19 protein-coding genes are annotated in these 19,439 nt (G+C 59.4%); 12 read left to right on the top strand and 7 right to left on the bottom strand.

The features are described from left to right. Nucleotides 1–6: 6 nt before the first annotated feature. Nucleotides 7–810, top strand: a complete 804-nt coding sequence (hpaH, locus tag PMI18_RS25985) for a 2-oxo-hept-4-ene-1,7-dioate hydratase (RefSeq protein ID WP_007895758.1) — start codon at nucleotides 7–9, stop codon at nucleotides 808–810. 18 nt (nucleotides 811–828) lie between these two features. Further along, nucleotides 829–1,629 (top strand): 4-hydroxy-2-oxoheptanedioate aldolase, encoded by an 801-nt coding sequence (gene hpaI, locus PMI18_RS25980; protein ID WP_007895759.1) that lies wholly within the window; start codon nucleotides 829–831, stop codon nucleotides 1,627–1,629. Between the two features lie 93 nt (nucleotides 1,630–1,722). Here hpaI and hpaR read toward each other — a convergent pair whose 3' ends face one another. Next, entirely contained in the window at nucleotides 1,723–2,148 is a 426-nt protein-coding gene (gene hpaR, locus PMI18_RS25975; RefSeq protein ID WP_007895760.1) for a homoprotocatechuate degradation operon regulator HpaR, read from the bottom strand. A 234-nt stretch (nucleotides 2,149–2,382) separates the two neighbouring features. On the opposite strand from hpaR, the gene PMI18_RS25970 reads away from it, so the two are divergent. From PMI18_RS25970 to PMI18_RS25945, 6 genes are all read left to right on the top strand, one after another. After that, complete coding sequence (locus tag PMI18_RS25970) at nucleotides 2,383–3,681, top strand: NAD(P)/FAD-dependent oxidoreductase (RefSeq protein ID WP_007895761.1); 1,299 nt, start codon at nucleotides 2,383–2,385, stop codon at nucleotides 3,679–3,681. 50 nt (nucleotides 3,682–3,731) lie between these two features. Further along, nucleotides 3,732–4,097, top strand: a complete 366-nt coding sequence (locus PMI18_RS25965; protein WP_007895762.1) for a cupin domain-containing protein — start codon at nucleotides 3,732–3,734, stop codon at nucleotides 4,095–4,097. A gap of 54 nt (nucleotides 4,098–4,151) precedes the next feature. Beyond that, nucleotides 4,152–4,811, top strand: a complete 660-nt coding sequence (locus PMI18_RS25960; protein WP_007895763.1) for a helix-turn-helix transcriptional regulator — start codon at nucleotides 4,152–4,154, stop codon at nucleotides 4,809–4,811. Nucleotides 4,812–4,896: 85 nt separating this feature from the next. Further along, complete coding sequence (locus tag PMI18_RS25955) at nucleotides 4,897–5,718, top strand: molybdenum cofactor biosynthesis F family protein (RefSeq protein WP_007895765.1); 822 nt, start codon at nucleotides 4,897–4,899, stop codon at nucleotides 5,716–5,718. Next, nucleotides 5,711–6,511: an SDR family NAD(P)-dependent oxidoreductase gene (locus tag PMI18_RS25950; protein ID WP_007895767.1), complete on the top strand. Its 801-nt coding sequence runs from the start codon at nucleotides 5,711–5,713 to the stop codon at nucleotides 6,509–6,511. Before PMI18_RS25955 ends, PMI18_RS25950 begins: the two co-directional genes overlap by 8 nt. Continuing rightward, the gene (locus PMI18_RS25945; protein ID WP_007895775.1) at nucleotides 6,504–7,271 is read left to right on the top strand and encodes an SDR family oxidoreductase; all 768 of its coding nucleotides are present in this window, start codon (nucleotides 6,504–6,506) and stop codon (nucleotides 7,269–7,271) included. Before PMI18_RS25950 ends, PMI18_RS25945 begins: the two co-directional genes overlap by 8 nt. 145 nt (nucleotides 7,272–7,416) lie before the next feature. Here the strand turns inward: PMI18_RS25945 and feaR are convergent, their stop codons facing one another. From feaR to PMI18_RS25930, 3 genes are all read right to left on the bottom strand, one after another. Continuing rightward, a complete protein-coding gene (gene feaR, locus PMI18_RS25940) occupies nucleotides 7,417–8,379 on the bottom strand; it encodes a transcriptional regulator FeaR (protein WP_007895776.1) in 963 nt (320 codons plus the stop codon). Between the two features lie 110 nt (nucleotides 8,380–8,489). Continuing rightward, nucleotides 8,490–9,074: a DUF3156 family protein gene (locus PMI18_RS25935; protein WP_033035785.1), complete on the bottom strand. Its 585-nt coding sequence runs from the start codon at nucleotides 9,072–9,074 to the stop codon at nucleotides 8,490–8,492. Further along, complete coding sequence (locus PMI18_RS25930) at nucleotides 9,055–10,554, bottom strand: APC family permease (RefSeq protein ID WP_007895780.1); 1,500 nt, start codon at nucleotides 10,552–10,554, stop codon at nucleotides 9,055–9,057. Before PMI18_RS25930 ends, PMI18_RS25935 begins: the two co-directional genes overlap by 20 nt. Before the next feature lie 321 nt (nucleotides 10,555–10,875). On the opposite strand from PMI18_RS25930, the gene PMI18_RS25925 reads away from it, so the two are divergent. Next, nucleotides 10,876–12,186 carry a hypothetical protein gene (locus PMI18_RS25925; protein WP_443200860.1) on the top strand — a complete coding sequence of 437 codons (1,311 nt, stop codon included), beginning with the start codon at nucleotides 10,876–10,878 and terminating at the stop codon, nucleotides 12,184–12,186. A gap of 39 nt (nucleotides 12,187–12,225) precedes the next feature. On the opposite strand, the gene PMI18_RS31700 is transcribed toward PMI18_RS25925, so the two are convergent. The 3 genes from PMI18_RS31700 to PMI18_RS25910 form a co-directional block, all read right to left on the bottom strand. Beyond that, on the bottom strand, nucleotides 12,226–13,131 hold the full coding sequence (locus PMI18_RS31700) for a methyl-accepting chemotaxis protein (protein ID WP_007895784.1): 906 nt from the start codon (nucleotides 13,129–13,131) through the stop codon (nucleotides 12,226–12,228). A 217-nt stretch (nucleotides 13,132–13,348) separates the two neighbouring features. Beyond that, the gene (locus PMI18_RS25915; RefSeq protein ID WP_007895786.1) at nucleotides 13,349–14,305 is read right to left on the bottom strand and encodes a p-hydroxyphenylacetate 3-hydroxylase reductase component; all 957 of its coding nucleotides are present in this window, start codon (nucleotides 14,303–14,305) and stop codon (nucleotides 13,349–13,351) included. 68 nt (nucleotides 14,306–14,373) lie between these two features. Further along, nucleotides 14,374–15,543: a p-hydroxyphenylacetate 3-hydroxylase oxygenase component gene (locus PMI18_RS25910; protein ID WP_007895788.1), complete on the bottom strand. Its 1,170-nt coding sequence runs from the start codon at nucleotides 15,541–15,543 to the stop codon at nucleotides 14,374–14,376. A gap of 273 nt (nucleotides 15,544–15,816) precedes the next feature. On the opposite strand from PMI18_RS25910, the gene PMI18_RS25905 reads away from it, so the two are divergent. From PMI18_RS25905 to PMI18_RS25895, 3 genes are all read left to right on the top strand, one after another. Beyond that, the gene (locus PMI18_RS25905) at nucleotides 15,817–17,304 is read left to right on the top strand and encodes an aldehyde dehydrogenase family protein (RefSeq protein ID WP_007895790.1); all 1,488 of its coding nucleotides are present in this window, start codon (nucleotides 15,817–15,819) and stop codon (nucleotides 17,302–17,304) included. Between the two features lie 139 nt (nucleotides 17,305–17,443). Continuing rightward, a complete protein-coding gene (locus PMI18_RS25900) occupies nucleotides 17,444–18,490 on the top strand; it encodes an aromatic ring-hydroxylating oxygenase subunit alpha (RefSeq protein WP_007895804.1) in 1,047 nt (348 codons plus the stop codon). Continuing rightward, nucleotides 18,487–19,437: a PDR/VanB family oxidoreductase gene (locus tag PMI18_RS25895; RefSeq protein WP_007895806.1), complete on the top strand. Its 951-nt coding sequence runs from the start codon at nucleotides 18,487–18,489 to the stop codon at nucleotides 19,435–19,437. Before PMI18_RS25900 ends, PMI18_RS25895 begins: the two co-directional genes overlap by 4 nt. Nucleotides 19,438–19,439: the final 2 nt, after the last annotated feature.

Raw genomic sequence — 19,439 nt, forward strand, 5'->3', positions numbered from 1 at the left:
ATTGTCATGCTTGATCAAAGCCTTATTCAGCAAGCTGCCGCCCGCCTCGACCACGCCGAGCGCTCACGCGAGCAGGTACGTCAGTTTTCCCTGGACCATCCGGACATAACTATCGAAGACGCCTATGCCATTCAGCGCGCCTGGGTGGCCCAAAAGATCAAGGACGGTCGCAAGTTGGTCGGGCATAAAATCGGCCTGACCTCCCGGGCGATGCAGGTCTCTTCCAACATCACCGAGCCGGATTACGGCGCGTTGCTGGATGACATGTTTTTCGACGAAGGCACCGACATTCCGTTCGAGCGCTTTATCGTGCCGCGGGTTGAAGTGGAGCTGGCGTTCATTCTAGGCAAGCCTTTGAAAGGTCCAAATGTGACGGTGTTTGATGTATTGGACGCTACCGAATGGGTGATCCCCGCGCTGGAAATCATTGATGCGCGTATTCAGCAAATCGACCCGCAGACCAAAACGACCCGCAAGGTGTTCGACACCATTTCCGACAACGCCGCCAATGCCGGCGTGGTCATGGGTGGCCGCGCCGTACGCCCCACGGAAATCGACCTGCGCAAGGTGCCAGCCGTGCTCTACCGCAACGGTGTGATCGAAGAGTCCGGGGTTTCTGCAGCGGTGCTTAACCATCCGGCGAAGGGCGTGGCGTGGCTCGCAAATAAACTGGCGGCCTATGACGTCACCCTGCAACCAGGGCAAATCATCCTGGGCGGTTCCTTCACCCGCCCTGTGGCGGCAAACCCTGGCGATACCTTCCATGTTGATTACGACATGCTGGGCTCCATCGCTTGCCGTTTCGTTTGATCATCCGAGGATCGTTAGATGGACATGCCTATCAACTCCTTCAAGCTTCGCCTGCAAAGCGGTGAAGCGCAGATCGGCCTGTGGCTGGGACTGGCCGACGCCTATTGCGCCGAACTGGCCGCCAACGCCGGCTTCGACTGGCTGCTGATCGACGGCGAACACGCACCCAACGATCTGCGCGGGATGCTCGGTCAACTTCAGGCCGTCGCGCCCTACCCCAGCCATCCCATCATCCGCCCGGTCATCGGCGACACCGCACTGATCAAGCAAGTGCTCGACATCGGCGTACAGACCTTGTTGGTGCCCATGGTGGAAAGCGCCGATCAGGCCCGCGAGCTGGTACGTGCCATCCATTACCCGCCACGCGGCATGCGCGGCGTGGGCAGCGCACTGGCTCGAGCTTCTCGGTGGAACAGCATTCCCGACTACCTGGATAAAGCCGATGAGCAAATGTGCCTGCTGGTGCAGATCGAGAACCGCGAAGGCCTGGCCAATCTGGATGCCATTTCCACGGTCGAGGGCGTCGACGGGGTGTTTATCGGCCCTGCAGATTTGAGCGCGTCCATGGGCCATCGCGGCAATCCGGGCCACCCCGAAGTGCAATCGGCGATCGAAGACGCCATTGTGCGGATTCAAAAGGCCGGCAAGGCCGCAGGCATTCTCAGTGCCGATGAAAAACTTGCCCGACGCTATATCGAGTTGGGCGCCGCGTTCGTTGCCGTCGGTGTCGACACCACGGTGCTGATGCGCGGCCTGCAAACCCTCGCCGCCAAATTCAAAGATGCCCCGGCGCCCACCAGCTCTGGCGGCGTGTACTGATTGGCAAAACCCTGATGTCGCTCAGCAGATCTGGTGTGGGGTCGCCGCACCGCCGCTCCCACACTAGATCTGCTGCGTATTAGAGGTTAGCGCCTACAAACGCTTGATGGTCTTCAACTCATTGAGCAACCCGAGCAACGTCTGCAACTTCTCCTCGCCCAACTGCGCCTGCAAACGCTGGTAGTTCTCTTCCATGCACTGGCTCATAGACGCAAAACACGCCCGGCCCTTTTCGGCCAGGGTCACCAGCACCCGCCGCTGATCCTGTTCAGCCTTGCGCCGATGGACCATACCGGCCGCCTCCATGCGCACCAATACACCGGTCATGCTCGGCTTGAGAATGCAGGCCAATTCCGCCAGCTGATAGATTTCCAGTTCGTCGTGCTGACTGAGGATGCGGATGACCCGCCACTGTTGTTCAGTCAGGCCATGCTGATTGAGCGAAGGCCGAAAAAAACTCATGGCCGCTTCACGGGCCTGCAATAGGGTCAAGGTCAGGGATTGTCGCGGTTTGTGCATGGGAGTCAGAATCACGATTTATTTAGTTAATAGTTTAACGAAACTCTACCACTCTCACACTTACGACACGCTATAACTTGTGTGGCTGCGAAGGCTCTGGCGCGCTGAATCAAAAATCCCGGCACGGATAATCAAGACATCCACCCTGCCATGCCCCTTAATAGGAGCTATCCGGTACAGAGCTTCTCGAAGTCCCGAGCGTTTGAGTTTTCTTTCACTTTTTCAGGCTGCGCCATGATCAATATCGAAACGCCCACCTATTACACGGCCACCAAAAAGTACAACCTCAGTTTCCCGACCCTGGAACAGGATGTGGAAGCTGACGTTGTGGTCATTGGCGGTGGTTTCTCCGGCATCAACACTGCACTTGAGCTGGCCGAAAAAGGCATCACCAATATTGTCGTGCTGGAGGCGCGTTACCTGGGTTTTGGCGGCACCGGGCGCAATGGCGGGCAGATCATGGCCGGCATCGGTCACGACCTGGAGAAGATCAAGAAGGACGTGGGTGAAGACGGCCTGCGCCAGGTCTTCGAGATCAGCGACCTGGGCGCCGACATCATCAAGGACCGCATTGCCAAGTACGACATCGACGCCGACTTCTGCCATGGCTACGGTTACATGGGCTTCAACGCCCGCCAGGAAAAGACCCTGCGCGCCTGGGAAAAGGACTTCAAATCAATCAACACCAAGCACGAGATTCGCTTTCTCGGCGGCTCGGACGTCAAGCAAATCATCGGTTCCGACGCCTATAGCAGTGCCCTGTTGCACATGGGTGGCGGTCACGTCCATTCGCTGAACCTGCTGCTCGGTGAAGCCAAGGCGCTAGCGGGTCACGGCGTGCGGATTTTTGAGAACAGCCCGGCCCTGGAAGTCAGTTACGGCGAACGCATCACCGTGCGTACCGGGCGCGGCTCGGTCAAGGCCAGCAAGCTGTTATGGGCCTGCGACAGTTTCCTCAACAAACTTGAACCCGAGCTGCATCGCTCGACCATCAACACCTATGCCTTCCAGATGATGACCGAGCCATTGTCAGACGAGCTGATCAACCGCATCAGCCCGATTCGCGGCGCCTACAGCGATATTCGCCCGGTGATCGACTACTACCGCGTCACCAACGAAAACCGTCTGTTGTTCGGCGCGGCCACACCGCTGGTCGAGCATATTCCCCTGGACCTGAAGGCCTGGAATCGCCGCTTGATGCTGAAGATTTTCCCTTACCTCAAAGACGTGAAAATAGACCTGGCCTGGGGTGGTCCGATGGCGTGCAGCCCGAACCTGTTCCCGCAGATCGGCACCCTGCCCGGTCGCAGCAACGCCTTCTTCGTTCAGGGTTATTCGGGCTTCGGCGTCACCCCGAGCCACATTATTTGCAAGGTGCTCGCCGAAGGCATGAGTGAAGGCTCGGCTCGCTATGACCTGGTCAGCTCGATCCACCGCCCGACCATCCTTGGCAAAGATGCGTTGCGCCCACTGTTGCTGACCGCCGGCAAGTCCTGGCACCAGCTCTCGGGTTACTGGAACGGGCGCCGGTAACTCAGAGGCGCTCTTCCCTTGCTGTTTTTTACTCATCAGGAGCAACTGCCATGACCCTTACCACCCTCAAGAAAGACATCCAGCTGTCCGAACTGGACGCCTGGGGCACCGTCGCCGACCTTGGCTCGGAAATCCTCGAAGGTGAAGTCAAAGCCTTCGGTAAAATGACCTTCGGCGCACCGACCGATCCGGTCAGCAGTGCCTACTTCGGCACTACCCAAGGCAAGTTCCGGATGGTCTATCCGTTCGCCGAACAAGCCACGGTGGTCACCGGCGAAGTGGTCCTTACGGACGAATCCACCGGCCAGAGCACTCGTTACAAGACCGGTGACAGCTGGTTCGTGACCAAGGGCACGCCTGTGCTCTGGGAAGTTGTCAGTGAAAGCTTTGTGAAGCATTATTTCGCTGTCGTCTGACCGATCCCGGCTGCCGACTCCCACCGGCAGCCTTTTTGGCGAAGGTTACTTACCATGAACGCCATCCCTGCACAGGAAGTCGCTGGCCATTGCCTTCAGGCTTTCACTCAACTCGTTCCTGCCCGTCAGGCGGCGTTCTACTGTGTCGACCGGCACCTGCAAGCCCGTGATTTCCGACTGCATGGCATGAGCGGCGAGATGCATCGCGACTATCTCGACAACTACCGTCAGTTCGACCCGTTGCAACCGCGTAATTGCCTGTCCAGCGGGCTGGCCGTGGTGCCTCTGGGGTTTGCCATGGCTCGACAGCCGATACGAAACAGTCAGCGTTATCAGGATTTCCTGCAACGCTATGGCGTCGTCGATGTGGTGGAAATCCTTGCCCATCGCGCCGGCCAGCCTCAGGCCGCCATCTCGCTGCTACGCACCGCCGAACAAGGTGCCTTCACCCCCGACCAGTTGGCCCGACTCAATGCCTTGCAGTCCCTACTGCAACTGGCCGTGGCAAACATGCAGCCCTGCGAAGATCCGCTCATCAGCCTGACGCCCAAGGAGCGGCAGATCGCGTTGTTGTTGCGCCAGGGCGCCAGCAACAAGCAACTGGCCCGGGAACTGGAAGTCGGTCTACCGACCATCAAGACTCATCTGATCAACCTGTTTCGCAAGACCGGCGTCAGCAGCCGCACCGAGCTGGTGGGGACGCTGTTTCTCTAACCCGGTTCAACCATCCGGTTGATAGGCGAGCTTGTCTGCGAACCGCATGCTCCAAGTTGTTATTTCACACAACCGGAGCATTGCAATGACGACATCATCCGACTGGATCACCGTTGGCGCCCTGGCCGATGGCTTCGCCCCAGAAGCCTTCATCCTGCCAAACCTGGCCGACCTGAACGGCAAGACCTTCACGTTGCACTTCGCCAATGGCTGGCAGATCGAGCATCGTTTCGACACCGAAACGGTGTCCTGGACCGCTGCCGACGGGCACTCCGCGGGCACTGCAAACTATCGGGCCACCTCGGTACGCCCCGGTTTGTACCTGGTGGATTTCATCAAGCGCGAAGGTGCTCAAGCCTGGTCGATCAGTCTCGTGCTCGATACCGCCAGCGCAGCGTTCACTGCCGTGATCGGCCGCATGCCGAGCCAGGAGCAAACCCGTGAAGGCCTCTACAGCCGTGCGCTGACCGGCAAGCATTTGACTTCGGTGGAGGTGGATTTCCTTCATGGCAGCCTCGATCGCCCATGGCAGGAAGGCCAATGCCCACACGCACCGACCACCGAGCTGACCGGTCTGCGCAACCTGTATCGCTACAGCCCGAGCGAAGTCTACGAGCACATTTACCTCAACGATCAGTTCTATTCCTGGCAGTGCCTCAAGGGCGTCGAGCAGGGCCTGTGCGACACCGATCGCTGCCATTACTACAAAATCGCCGATCAGCTGTACCTGTTCGTCTGGCGCGAGAAGATCATCCCGACCCTCGGTGTGTTGCTGATCGACATGCAACAGCACCGCAGCGACGGCAAGATTTTCGGTTATGCCGGGTCGTCCTTCGATGAGCTGTCGAACTTTCCGGTCGCCTCTTACTGCCAGGTTCTCAACCAGACGGAATATCCCCATGACTGAGCCACGTACCGTTGCAATCACCGGAGCCGGGACTGGCATCGGTGCCGCCTGCGCTCGGCTGTACGCAGCCGAAGGCGCCAATCTGGTGCTGATCGGCCGCCGCCGCGAGCCTCTGGAGCAGATTGCCCAGGAAACCGGCGGCCTGGTCCTGGTCGGTGATGCCGCTTGTCCGGAGACTTGGGAAGGTTTCGTGGCGCAGATTCGTCAGCGTTACGGCCGACTCGATGTGCTGCTGGCCTGTGCCGGCGGCCATGGTCTGGGCAGCGCCACCCAGACCAGCCCGCAAACCTGGGAAGCGGCGCTGCGCAGCAACCTCGACAGCGCCTTCTACAGCGCCCGGGCCTGTCTGCCGCTGCTGCTGGAAACTGCCGGCAACATCGTCCTGATCGGCTCCATTGCCTCACTGGCGGCAGGGCCCGAAGTTTGCGGCTACACCACCGCCAAGCATGCGCTGCTCGGCCTCAACCGCTCGTTGGCCAGGGATTACGGCTCACGCGGTGTCCGGGTGAATGCCGTATGCCCCGGCTGGGTGCGCACGCCCATGGCTGATCAGGAGATGCGGCCGCTGATGGATTTTTATGGCGAGACGCTACAGCAAGCCTATGACCGGGTCTGCGCTGATGTGCCATTGCAACGGCCCGCCAATGCTGAGGAAATCGCCAGAGTTTGTCGCTTCCTGGGTTCCAGCGACGCATCGATCATCACAGGTGCAACGGTAGTGGCCGACGGCGGTTCGAGCATCGTCGATGTGCCGACCCTGGCTTATACCCATCTGGAGCAGCCTCATGTCTGAAGACCTGGATTTCAGCGGTCGCACCGTACTGGTGACCGGCGGCGCCCAAGGCATTGGACGGGCGATCGTCGAAGCTTTCGCCTTGCGCGGTGCGCGCGTGGTAATCGCCGACCTGCAACTGCCTCAGGCCCAGGCGCTGGCCATCGAATTGTCTGGGCGGGCGTGTCAGGTCGAAGCCGTGTGCGTCGACCTGGCTGATGCCACGGCGGTGTTCAATCTGGTTCAGGGCCTGGAGCAACGTATGGGTCGACTGGATATTCTGGTGCACAACGCCGGATACTTTCCGCTGACACCGTTCGCTGAAATCACCCCAGCCATTCTCGACCGCACGCTGGCCGTCAATCTCTCGGCACTGTTCTGGCTGACCCAGGCTGCCTTGCCGATGTTTCGCCGTCAGGGTCAGGGCTGCGTGCTGGTGACCTCATCGGTCACTGGCCCACGGGTAGCCTACCCGGGGCTGAGCCACTATGCGGCGTCCAAGGCCGGGGTCAACGGTTTCATTCGCAACGCCGCGCTGGAACTGGCCGGGCACAATGTACGGGTCAACGGCGTCGAGCCGGGCATGATCGCGACACCTGCGATGGGAAACCTGGGGGATGATCAGCTGAACGAGAATATCGCCAGCCGGGTGCCCTTGGGACGATTGGGTACTGCGGCCGATATCGCCGGAGCCATGTTGTTTTTGGCGTCGGATCTGGCGAGCTACATTACCGGGCAGACGCTAGTGGTTGATGGCGGATCGACGTTGCCGGAGGTTTGAAGCTCAGCGACGAAGCCTCCAGTGGGAGCGTGGCTTGCCCGCGAAGAACGATAACGCGTAATGCCTGAAAACCGCGGTGTTCCCTTCGCGGGCAAGCCACGCTCCCACAGGTTCTGCACCGGACTTTATCGGTAATACCCAAGACTCAAGCCGCGCCTGCTGCCTGCTGCAAATGCGTGGAACGAAAATCCTTGGGCGACAGCTCGAACTGCTTCTTGAACGAGCGGCTGAAGTGCGCCGAATCGGTGAAGCCCCACTTGTAGGCGATCGAAGTAATCGATTCGGTCCTCAGAAAAGGGTTGGTCAGGTCATCGGCGCTGCGTTTGAGCCGCGCCCGTTGAATGTAGCGGCAGACGCTATCGTCCTGCTCTTCGAACAACCGGTACAAATGCCGCACTGAAATGTTCAGTCGACTGGCCAGGCCCACCGGACTCAGGCCGGGCTGGGTCAGGGATTCATCGATGACTTTCTGCACATAGCTGCGCAGGTTACTGCCCTGCAACGAGGCGCTGTCGTCCCGCGAATCATGATCCTGCTCGAATGCCGAGCCGAGCAGCGAAACAAAAGCACACTGCAGGGCCTCGCCTTCGCCCACGGCGCCTTCACCCTCCAGGCTGTCTTTACACAACTGATCCATCAGCACGTGCAGCATCCGCCCGCAGGCCTTGCTCGAGGAAATCTTGCCGAAGGTCCCGGACTGGCTGCCGAGCTGCTTGCACACTTCATTGCGAGACAATGACAGGGAGGCATGTTCGATCAGGCCGAAGGGGGTGATTTCGATGGACCCTGCCGAATCCATCAACAGAAGATCCCCGGGAGCCAGCTGGATGCTCTGGCCATTCTGGGTGATCTGGGCGTAGCCGCTGCGCTGACTGACCAGGAAACAATGCTGGTCGTTATCGTGGTCGGGGTTGTTCTTGGAGCGCTTGATGAGGCCCGCATTGGTACGCAGGTTGGCCAGCGGCAGACCGCCTCGGGAGAACTTGGAAACCTCACCGATGAACAGCGCGCGGTTGAAGGCCAGTTCTGTGTCGAAGTGACCGCAAACAGCTCGCAGATCCCGGGTCCAGGTTTCCAGCCCGTCTTGCACAATCTGTTGGATGCTCATGGGTATCTCCACAATGGCTTTTTGTTTTTGTAGCGCAATAGTTAACATGTTATCTATATGTGCGCAACAAGTACTGATAGCCGTATGTGAAAGCACTTATGATGCCAAATTCAAAGCGTGCGCAGCACTCGCTGCAAACCGCTCAAGGCTTCGAGCAGCCAGTCGCGCTGCTCACGGCTCAAGGCGATGTAGCGACGAAAGGCCGGCATCCGGTTGACTACCTCGCTACCGCCCATATGCTCCAGCCGAACGCACCACTGACGCCCGTCCAGATCGATGCGCAAGCGTTTGAAGTCCAGCGGCATCAAGGCCTGGTGCAGTGTTCTATCCTCCTGCAACCTGGCCTGTAACCTGCTCAGTAGTGCGGCATCTCCAGCACGCTGCCGACAGCGGATTCCGGTCCGTCGGATAGCCCCGCCATGGTGCAATTCAAAGCTCGCCGTGCCCTCCCTCGAAGCAGGCACCCGGATTACGAATTCGGTCAGGACCAGGTGCATCAACAGTTGCGACTCGGTGCGTTCGACGATCTCCAATTGCAGGTTGCCATCGTTCAGGGAAGCCCGCGCCGCTGCCGGTGCTGTTTGCTCGAAACTGCCCAGGCCGAGGTTACGTCGCAGGCGCTCAAGCGTCACCCCCGGTCGATAACCGGCCGGGGCGCGTCTGGCGCTGAACAGCTCAGACAGTTTTTGCAACATGGTGGATATACTCGTTGTCATGGGGACCCGGCTCATTGGAGAACTCCTTGGCCAGCACTTCTTCCACCGAAGCCGGCTTGAATGGATTGACCTTCTGCACGACTAAAGTCCAGAACAGCGCGTACACCGCGGTGCAACCAAGCATCACACCAAACGGTATATAGATATCCGCCGGGTTCATGCCGGGCGGCGTAATGAACCACATGCCCAGCAGGATGCCGATGCTGGAGAGAATTTGCGGCAGCGGAAACAATGGCGAGCGATAGGCCCTCGGCAGATCGGGACGGCGGATCCGCAGGATCACCACCGACAGCGTCACCAGCAGATAGGCAAAACTCCAGGCACAGACGGCCGCCAGCACCAGGGGCATGATGTTGTCGGCGTTACCGCCCAGATACAGTGCATGCAGACAAGGAATCAGCATCACCACCAGAATGCACAGTAGCGGCGTCTTGAAGCGTGGGTGCAGGTAGGTGAAGACTTTGGGCAACGCGCCGTCGACCGCCATGCCGTAGAGAATCCGTGGCACCCCGGCCATCAGCGTATTGATGGTCGCCGCCCCGGCAAACAGAAAGCCGATCCCCAACCACATCGGACCGATATCGCCCATCACCTGCTCAGCGAACTTTGGGATGGCCATCGGTGTATCCAGCAGATGCAAGCCGCTGGCGGTATCGAGCAACACGTTCTCCACCTGGCGTTTCATCGCCGCGCCGTAGATAAACATGCACGTCGCCACGCTCAGCAAGCCGAGAATCATCGCCTTGGGCATGACCTTGGCCGAGTTGCGCAGGTCCGGCGCCAGCGGGGTGACAAACTCGCAGCCGACGAACATGAACATGGCCATGCCCACCAGCGACAGAATGGTAATCAGGTCAGTGCCGACCATCGACTCACCGAACCAGCCATCCAGTTGCACCGCTGGTGCGGCGATCAAACCCAATACGCCAAACACCATCAAGGTGGTCCACATACCGAAAGTGAGAATGATCTCGGCCCTGCCGAAAGCACTGACACCGAAGGCATTGAGAACCCCGAACACGACGACGAAGCCCACCCCCAGCAACCATGAACCGCCGGCCGACTCGGCCAGAGTGTTGAGGTGCTCGAAGTTCACCAGCGCCATGACCCCGGAAAGAATGGTTTCCGCGGTTCCGGCGAACACATGGACGATCAGGTAGGCGGACAAGGTGCCAGTGATCGCGAAGAAACGGCCCATGCCGCAATTGATGTAGTCGTAGACCGAACCGGTGGTCGGCAGGATTGACGCGGCTTCAGCGAAGGTGGTCGCCTGAGCCAGCATCATCACCACGGCGATCAACATGGCCACCGCGAAGGCGCTGCCGCCGATGCCGAACCCCATGGTCGCGGTGAGAATCACCGGGCTGGCCATGATCAGACCAATGGTGCTGGCGAGCGCAGTGGGAAAACCGACCGTGCCCCGGTTCAAATGCTCGGTGAGTCTGTCATTGATCGACATAGTGCAGATCCTCGAAAGCGGATTTTTATAATGGGTATATCGAGCCGTTCAGGGGGCCGGCGATAAAGCCTCCCCAGCCAGTCCCTGATCGAAACGGCGCCGTGTGCAGAGCTACTGTGCGCCTCTGCCGCCCTGATCGTCTTGCCCATGTCTGCCGCCGGTTTTGTTGCTCCCTGCCAAGCTTCACCACGTGGCTGACAGGATCAAATGTCTGGCACGCAGGTGAAAGACTTCTCCCGCCCCCGGTCGCCCTAATGGACGCTCGACCTACCTGCTGTCTTACCATACCGGGGAATAACAATAATGGAGCAAACACTGAAAATGCGATCGCTGTCCAAGGCCGTCGCCTTGGGTATCGCACTCTTGATCAGCGACTCGTCGGTCCAGGCCTTTGAGCTTTACGCCGATAATGATACCCATCTGAACGCCGATTTCCTGGCCGTGTACGGGATGTTCAACAGTCGCAAGAATTACGATGGCACGCCGGGCGGTTCCACCTGGCGGGAAGGTTTCATCAAGTATGGATTGAGCGGCGATCAAGGTTCAGGCAGTAGCGGCACGGGCTATGGAGCGCTCAATTGGGTCAGCTCCGGCACTTGGGGCGACGGCGACGCCGCCGGCAACACCGACGGTTCGGAGCGCACCACTAAAATCGAGGATGCTTACCTTGGTTGGCGTTCTGCGGACCTGTTCCCGGCGCTAGGGGAAGACGGCGTCGATTTTTCCGCCGGTCGCCAAGTGGTCAAACTCGGCAGAGGGTTCCTCATCAATGACGACGGACCGAACCTGGGCAAAGGCCCGGCTGACGGTGCGCTGAACCGTGGCGGTGCCTACTACCTCGCGGCACGGCATGCCTTCGACCGCACTGCCGTGCTACGCCTGGGTGGCCAGGATGGCCTGCATGGCAATGTGCTCTGGCTCAAGTCTGACAACCGTGCCCAGGCCGAAACCGAACTGGCAGCCGGCACCCTGGACTATACGGCCAAAGCCGGCACGCTGGGTCTGACCTGGGTCCACGGTATTGATGTCACGGACCAGTGGGCCAGCGATTTCCAGAAACAACGCAAAGGCATGGATATCTACAGCCTGCGCGGTGAAGGTGATGCCGGTATCGAGAACGCGAGTTTCGCTTTCGAATACGCATGGCAGGACAAGGACGCGGGTCCTGAAAAAGCGTGGTATGCCGAGGCCGGCTATACCTTCGCTGACGTTGCCTGGTCACCGAAGCTGACCTACCGTTACACGCGTTACTCGGAAAAATGGGACGCCCTGTTCACTGGATTGAGCACCGGTTACGGCACCTGGTTTCAGGGGGAGGTTGCGTCCAACTACGCCGGTCCTTTCAATAGCAACACCAGCATCCACCATGTCGGCCTCAAGGCGACCCCGTTGGATAATCTGACGGTCGGTGCGTTGTACTTCGACTTCAACACCCTGGATAAAAGCAATATGCTCAATCTGGATGCCCGCGAACTGGACCTGTATGTCGAATGGGCGGTCAACAGCCACTTGATCATCAGTCCGCTGGTCGGTCTGTACCAACCGAAAAAGGATGCAAGCAACGGTGGCAATCAGGTAGGCGGCAACGGCACCAATGTCTACAGCCAGCTGACCGTGGCCGTACCCTTCTGATCTCCTTCAGGAGCTGCCTTGCGCAGCTCCTGAACAGGCCTACTGCTTGTGCTGATGCAACATCGTCTGAATCTGATGCGTCGCCTGACGGGTATTTTCCGCGAGTTTGCGCACTTCATCAGCCACCACTGAAAACCCGCGCCCGACCTCTCCCGCTCTCGCCGCTTCGATGGCGGCGTTCAGGGCCAGCAGATTGGTCTGGTCGGCGATGCCTTTGATGACCCCCACCACCGTCGCGATCTGGCCATAGGTCGCCTGATTCTGCTCGAGCATTTGCCGGTGAGTCGCCTTGGCCGAATGTTCGTCGCTGATATCACGTACCGCGCCGATGACCCGGGTCAAACGTCCCTGCTCGTCACGCACCGCACGGCCACGCTCGCGACACCAGATGTAGTCGCGCGTCTTGTGGCGCATCCGGTATTCAAAGACGTATTCACCATTGCCGCGAGTTGTGAGGATTTCCCGATCGAAGATCGCCATGATCTTCGGCAGATCGTCTGGATGAGTAATGCTGACCTGAGCATCCCAGCCATCGGGCAGCTCATGCAGGGCATAGCCCATGAGGATGCGGAACTGATTGGAAAACCGCATGCAGCTGGCTGGATCCTGCACATCGCCGTTGACTACGGTGATGTCCCAGCAGCCTTCGGTCAGTGTCGATTGCAACAACTCCCAAATCTGCGCTTCTTGCTGATGTTGGCGGAACAGCTGCACGTGCAGGCTTAACTCGACTTCTAGCGCCTGCTCGCGGTACTGAGCCTGTTCCAGTTGCTGGCGAAGCGTTTCAAGCGCCTGCTCGCTGCGCTCCAATTGGCCGGTCTGGTCCTTGGCCAGGCCCTCGGCCACCCGCAGCCGGTGCACGAGTTGGGCTTTTTCTTGCATGAACTGTTCCAGCTGCAAGGCCTCAGTGAGCGCCTGCTGCTGTTTATGTTTCTTGAAGAACATCAGCTTGTCCTTTGTTCGTCGAGTCGAAACACTGGATCTGATAGCAAACTGAAGGTGATTGCTTGTGCGAGGCTGCTGAAGTATTTGCTCCTGTCTGCCATGAAAAAAAAATCGCAGCCTTCGGCAGCTCCAGGGTTTTGTGTACGTCTGTAGGAGCTGCCGAAGGTTGCGATCTTTTGAGACAACCAATACTTAACTTACCTGACCTGCTCGGCCATCAGCAACGACTGATCAACGTCTTCAACACTGCCTTGAAGGTATCGATCTGTTCTTCGTTGAAATCGGCGAACACCTTATCCTGCTGCTCCCGAGCAATGGCCCAGAGGTCTTCGGTCTGCTCGGTTCCCGCTGCGGTCAGGCGCACGCGGCTGTCATCGTCGTTGACCAGCCCTTTGCGCTTGAGGTTGGCCACCGCCTCATCGATTTCCCGCACCGGCATCGCCACCTCCCGCAACAGATCGTTCAGGCCCAGCCCCGCGTCACTTTCCAGCACCATCAGCATCCGTGCCTCGCTGGTGCGCAGGCCGGTGGACAGTTGCCGTGGCTGGTAGCTGGACTGGTAGGCCCGCACCGCCTGGGTCATCAGGTAGTACAGATTGTGACTCAGGCGCCCCTGGAAATGGCTGCTCGGCGGCTGGCTTTCGTCGCGTTTGGTCATGCGGGTATGGGGCAGGACCATGGAGTAGGCACCCTGATGATAGAGCAATGGCGAGCGGCCGAAGTCGTCGAAGGCCACCACCTTGCCGATCATGATCCAGTGATCTCCACCGTCCACTTGCCGGTACTTCTCACAGTGAAACCGCGCCGAGCAATCAGCGAATACCGGCGCGCCACCCTCGCCTGGTTCGAACTCGATCTCGGCGAAGCGATCTTCCTTGGGGCGGGCGAAATTGTTGGAGAGGTCGATCTGGTCCGCTGCCAGCACGTTGACTGCGAAATGGCTGGCCTGCTCGAACACCTCGTGGCTGTTGGACCGCTTGTCGATGCTCCACAACACCAGTGGCGGATCAAGGGACACCGAGTTGAAGCTGTTGGCGGTCACTCCGACTTTGCGCCCGGATGCGGTGGCGGCGGTCACCACGGTCACCCCGGTGGCGAAATTGCCCAGTGCCCGGCGAAAGGCCCGTGGGTCGAAGGTCGTTTCAGTGGCTGCACAAACGCTGTTATCAGACATGCAAGACTCCCGGACTGCTGCCAGGAGCAGTCCTGATTGTTGTTATGGGGACGCCGTGACGATCCGGTTCAGATCATGCTCGGGTCGGGCTCAAGGCCCATCAGCTCACGACCGAGAATCTGCGCGCAGACATCGTAGTCGGTGTAGGCATGGGCTCCGGTCATGTGCGAGTCGCGGAACAGACGCTGCATCTCGTTGTGCTCGAACCAGGCGTTGCCACCGGCGGCCTCGAACAGACGGTCCACCGCCTGGATGCACATTTTGGTGGCGTAGGCTTGATTGGTGCGCCAGAACGCCAGGGTTTCGCGGCTTGGGTAACGCTGCTGTTCGCTGTGCTCTGCATGTTCCTCCCAGGTTTTCTCGAGGAAGGCGCGGGCGGCCGCCACTTGATGAGTCGACTCGGCCAGTCGCATCAAGGCCGGAGTCGCGGCACCGACTGCAGCACCGGTGTAGGCACGCACGCGGGTTTTGGTCTTTTCGCGGAACACCTCAAGCATCCGCTCGGCAACACCCAGACTCACTGTAGAAAAACCGCTGGCGAAGTAAGGACGGTACGGCGAGTAGAAAATTTTGCTGTCCGGGTACAGACCGAAGCCTGCGGACTTGCCTTCCATCATGTCCTTGGCTTTCTGGATGCGGTGTTCCGGCACCAGCACGTTGTCGATGATCAAGGTCTTGGTACCGCTGCCCTTCATGCCGGCGGCGAACCAGTCGTCACGGATCTGATAGTCGCTGCGCGGCAAGACTGCGAAGCAGTAGTCCTGAGAGCCCTCAGCATTCTTGCGACGGAAACCGACAATTGCCCACTCGGCGTGATCGCAGCCGCTGCTCCAGCCCATTTCACCGCTGAACAGCACGCCGCCTTCGGTCTCTTCGGTGCGGCCAAACGGCGCGATGCTGCTGCTGGCCGTGGCATCCGGGTCATCGCCCCAGACTTCCTGCTGCAGTTTGGCCGAGAACAGCGCGAGTTGATGGCTGTGTGTACACAGCAGACTCATCGCCCACGCAGTGCTGGCACATGAGCCAGCGAGCAAGGCAATGCAGTCGGCAAATTGCGGCAGCGAGATTTCCATGCCACCGAACTTCTTCGGCTGAAAGGCACGGTGCATGCCGATGCTTTTGAGCAGCGCAATATTCTCGTCGGGGACCTTGCGGTTCTGCTCGGCCTCAAAGGCATTGGCAGCGATGGTCGGCAGAATGGACTTGAGGTCTTCGAGGAGCGGGTTTGGCTTTTTCATGGACGGCCCTGCTTATTATTGGATGTCCGGCCGGCGCCCCGAATCGAGGTACGGCGCTGGATGCAGGGCCAGTATGGAACCCGTCATTGCGGTAGAAAATGCACCTTCCAGAGCCAAGATTGTACTTTTCATAGGCAACAGCCCAAGTCACGTCCCGGATTTGAAACAGCGCTGGCAGCCACAGACATGTCTCCCGGCAGGCACAGTCAAGCTACCCCTGCCCCCCACGGATTAACCTCGGGCTTTTCTCTTGTTCGTGACCAGGAAAACCCCATGAGCGATATCGCACTGCTACCTGAAGTTGAAGCCTTCCTCCGTCGAAGCCATGCATTGTTTATCGACGGCGACTACATCCAGAGTCATTCCAGCCAGACGCTGGAGGTGATCAATCCCGCCACCGGCAAGGTCATCGCCCGGGTCGCGGACGCGGATCCTGTCGATATCGATGCGGCGGTGGAATCGGCCAAGAGCGGCTTCAAGCATTGGTCCCAGGTCGCACCGGCAACGCGGGGCAACGTGCTGCTGAAACTGGCTGACCTGCTGGAACGCAATCGCGAAGAACTGGCGCAGATCGAAACCTGCCAGTCGGGCAAGATCATTCAGATTTCCCGAGCCTTTGAAGTCGATCAAGCCGCTCACTTCCTGCGTTACTACGCCGGCTGGGCCACTAAAATCGGCGGTCAGACCATCACCCCGTCACTGCCCTCCTTCGCGGGCGAACGCTATACCGCCTTCACCCTGCGCGAACCTGTCGGGGTAGTGGTCGGCATCGTGCCGTGGAATTTCTCGACCATGATCGCCATCTGGAAACTCGCCTCGGCACTGGTGACCGGTTGCAGCATTATTATCAAACCCAGCGAGTTCACCCCGCTGACCATCCTGCGCATCGCCGAACTGGCCGTTGAAGCCGGCCTCCCTGCGGGCGCACTGAACGTATTGACCGGGGGTGGACTTGTTGGCAAAGGGCTGATCGAGCACCCGGGCACCGACAAGGTTTCGTTCACCGGTTCGGTGCCGACCGGCATTGCCGTCGGCCAGAGTGCCATGGGTGCCGGAGTGACTCGCGCCACCCTGGAACTGGGCGGTAAAAACTCGGCGGGGTTCTTGCGCGACGTGGATCTGGATAAGGCGGTCAACGGCATCATCGAAGCCGGTTTCCTGCACTCCGGACAAATCTGCGCCGCGGCCGAACGGTTCTTCGTTCATCGCTCGCAGATCGAGTCGATCATGGACAAGCTGGCCCAGCGCTTGAGCACGCTGAACATAGGTTCCCCCCTGGATGAGCGAACCGAATTCGGTCCAGTCACCAATCGCCAGCATCAACTCAAGCTCGAAGCGTTTTTTGGCAAGGCCCGCGCCGAAAACAACACCATCATCTGCGGTGGTCGACTGATCGACCGCCCCGGCTGTTATGTCGAACCGACGGTGATCCTCGCCAACACCGTGAACGACACCCTGCTCAACGAAGAAACCTTTGGTCCGGTCGCCACCTTCTTCCCCTACGACACCGAAGACGAGCTACTCGACCTGATGAACAACACACCGTACGGCCTGAGTGCGAGCCTGTGGACCAACGATTTATCCAAAGCCTTGCGCATGATCCCGAGCATCGAAGCAGGCACCGTCTGGGTGAATATGCACACGCTGCTTGATCCGGCTGTGCCGTTCGGCGGCGTCAAATCTTCGGGCATTGGCCGCGAGTTCGGCAGCGCTTTCATCGACGATTACACGGAGCTCAAATCCGTGATGATCCGCTACTGATCCTGGCCCCGCCCAGATAGCTTGAAAACCATCAATGGATCCACTAAATCATTAACAAACAGAATCAGTTTGACAAACACCCCATAAATCACCATTAATGGATCCACTGAATAACAACAAACAGCCTTGGAGAATCTCCATGTATCCCAAGAACACCTGGTACGTCGCCTGTACGCCCGATGAAATCGCCGACAAGCCGCTAGGCCGTCAGATCTGTGGTGAAAAGATGGTTTTTTACCGCGGGCATGAAGGCAAGGTGACGGCTGTCGAGGACTTCTGCCCCCACCGCGGCGCACCGCTGTCTTTGGGTTATGTGGAAAACGGCAATCTGGTGTGCGGCTATCACGGCCTGGTGATGGGCTGCGACGGCAAGACCGTGGAAATGCCCGGGCAGCGGGTTCGCGGCTTTCCGTGCAACAAGACATTCGCCGTGGTCGAGCGTTACGGATTTATCTGGGTATGGCCCGGCGATCAGCCGTTGGCCGACCCGGCGCTGATCCATCATCTGGAATGGGCCGTCAGCGACGAATGGGCCTATGGCGGCGGTCTGTTCCACATCCAGTGCGACTATCGCCTGATGATCGACAACCTGATGGATCTGACTCACGAAACCTACGTTCACGCGTCCAGCATCGGTCAAAAGGAAATCGACGAAGCACCGCCGGTGACCACGGTCGACGGCGACGAGGTGGTCACTGCCCGCCACATGGAAAACATCATGGCCCCGCCCTTCTGGCGCATGGCCCTGCGCGGCAACAACCTGGCCGACGATGTACCCGTGGACCGCTGGCAGATCTGCCGCTTCACCCCGCCCAGTCATGTGCTGATCGAAGTCGGTGTGGCCCATGCCGGAAAAGGTGGTTATCACGCCCCCCAACAGTTCAAGGCGTCGAGTATCGTCGTCGACTTCATCACGCCGCAAACCGAAACCTCGATCTGGTACTTCTGGGGCATGGCGCGCAATTTCAACCCGCAGGATGAGGCCTTGACCGCGAGCATTCGCGAAGGTCAGGGCAAGATTTTCAGCGAAGACCTGGAGATGCTCGAACGCCAGCAACAGAATCTGATCAGCCATCCCCAGCGCAACTTGCTCAAGCTCAATATCGACGCCGGCGGTGTGCAGTCGCGCCGTATCCTGGAGCGCCTGATCGCCAAGGAACGGGCCACGCAGGAGTCAATGGCATGATCGAAGTGCTGGTGGTATCGCGCAACAACGAAGCCCAAGACATCTGCAGCTACGAGCTGGCCAGTGTCGATGACCGACCGCTGCCAGCCTTCAGCGCCGGTGCGCATATCGATGTGCACCTGCCCGGCGGCTTGATCCGGCAATATTCCCTGTGCAATCACCCCGAAGAACGCCATCGCTACCTGATTGGCGTGCTCAAGGATCCGACCTCTCGCGGTGGTTCACTGGCCATGCACGAGCAGATCCACCCCGGCACGCGGCTATCTATCAGTGAGCCGCGCAATCTGTTTCCATTGGCACATGAGGCCCGGCGCAGCCTCCTCTTCGCCGGCGGTATCGGCATTACCCCGGTCCTGTGCATGGCCGAGCGCCTGGCCCACAGCGGCGCGGATTTCGAACTGCACTACTGCGCCCGTTCGCGAGAGCGCGCAGCCTTTGTCGAACGCCTGCAACACTCGCCTTTTGCCCACCAGGTATTCCTGCATTTCGATCAGGAACCCGACACCGCGCTGGACGCGACCAAGGTCCTGGCCACACCTCAGAACGATGTGCATTTATATGTGTGTGGCCCCGGCGGTTTTATGCAGCATGTGCTGGACACGGCCAAGGCCAAAGGTTGGCAGGAGCAATGCCTGCATCGCGAGTACTTCGCCGCCAACCCTGTCGACACTGGCGCCGACGGCAGTTTCTCGATCAAGGTCGCCAGCAGCGGCCAGGTCTTCGAGGTGCCGGCCGACAAGAGCGTGGTGCAGGTGCTGCAAAACCAGGGCATCGAGATCGCCATTTCCTGCGAACAGGGCATCTGTGGCACCTGCCTGACGCGGGTGCTGGAGGGCGTGCCGGAACACCGTGACCTGTTCCTCACCGAGGATGAACAGGCCTGCAATGACCAGTTCACCCCTTGCTGCTCGCGCTCGAAAACGCCGCTGCTGGTGCTGGACATCTGAAA

The organism is Pseudomonas sp. GM102 (assembly GCF_000282555.1).
Taxonomy (GTDB): domain Bacteria; phylum Pseudomonadota; class Gammaproteobacteria; order Pseudomonadales; family Pseudomonadaceae; genus Aquipseudomonas.

Bases quoted from the DNA above. Each gene is read 5' to 3' on its own strand.
- hpaH (WP_007895758.1), top strand. From the start codon at position 7: ATGCTTGATCAAAGCCTTATTCAGCAAGCTGCCGCCCGCCTCGACCAC.
- hpaI (WP_007895759.1), top strand. From the start codon at position 829: ATGGACATGCCTATCAACTCCTTCAAGCTTCGCCTGCAAAGCGGTGAA.
- hpaR (WP_007895760.1), bottom strand. From the start codon at position 2,148: ATGCACAAACCGCGACAATCCCTGACCTTGACCCTATTGCAGGCCCGT.
- PMI18_RS25970 (WP_007895761.1), top strand. From the start codon at position 2,383: ATGATCAATATCGAAACGCCCACCTATTACACGGCCACCAAAAAGTAC.
- PMI18_RS25965 (WP_007895762.1), top strand. From the start codon at position 3,732: ATGACCCTTACCACCCTCAAGAAAGACATCCAGCTGTCCGAACTGGAC.
- PMI18_RS25960 (WP_007895763.1), top strand. From the start codon at position 4,152: ATGAACGCCATCCCTGCACAGGAAGTCGCTGGCCATTGCCTTCAGGCT.
- PMI18_RS25955 (WP_007895765.1), top strand. From the start codon at position 4,897: ATGACGACATCATCCGACTGGATCACCGTTGGCGCCCTGGCCGATGGC.
- PMI18_RS25950 (WP_007895767.1), top strand. From the start codon at position 5,711: ATGACTGAGCCACGTACCGTTGCAATCACCGGAGCCGGGACTGGCATC.
- PMI18_RS25945 (WP_007895775.1), top strand. From the start codon at position 6,504: ATGTCTGAAGACCTGGATTTCAGCGGTCGCACCGTACTGGTGACCGGC.
- feaR (WP_007895776.1), bottom strand. From the start codon at position 8,379: ATGAGCATCCAACAGATTGTGCAAGACGGGCTGGAAACCTGGACCCGG.
- PMI18_RS25935 (WP_033035785.1), bottom strand. From the start codon at position 9,074: ATGTTGCAAAAACTGTCTGAGCTGTTCAGCGCCAGACGCGCCCCGGCC.
- PMI18_RS25930 (WP_007895780.1), bottom strand. From the start codon at position 10,554: ATGTCGATCAATGACAGACTCACCGAGCATTTGAACCGGGGCACGGTC.
- PMI18_RS25925 (WP_443200860.1), top strand. From the start codon at position 10,876: ATGCGATCGCTGTCCAAGGCCGTCGCCTTGGGTATCGCACTCTTGATC.
- PMI18_RS31700 (WP_007895784.1), bottom strand. From the start codon at position 13,131: ATGTTCTTCAAGAAACATAAACAGCAGCAGGCGCTCACTGAGGCCTTG.
- PMI18_RS25915 (WP_007895786.1), bottom strand. From the start codon at position 14,305: ATGTCTGATAACAGCGTTTGTGCAGCCACTGAAACGACCTTCGACCCA.
- PMI18_RS25910 (WP_007895788.1), bottom strand. From the start codon at position 15,543: ATGAAAAAGCCAAACCCGCTCCTCGAAGACCTCAAGTCCATTCTGCCG.
- PMI18_RS25905 (WP_007895790.1), top strand. From the start codon at position 15,817: ATGAGCGATATCGCACTGCTACCTGAAGTTGAAGCCTTCCTCCGTCGA.
- PMI18_RS25900 (WP_007895804.1), top strand. From the start codon at position 17,444: ATGTATCCCAAGAACACCTGGTACGTCGCCTGTACGCCCGATGAAATC.
- PMI18_RS25895 (WP_007895806.1), top strand. From the start codon at position 18,487: ATGATCGAAGTGCTGGTGGTATCGCGCAACAACGAAGCCCAAGACATC.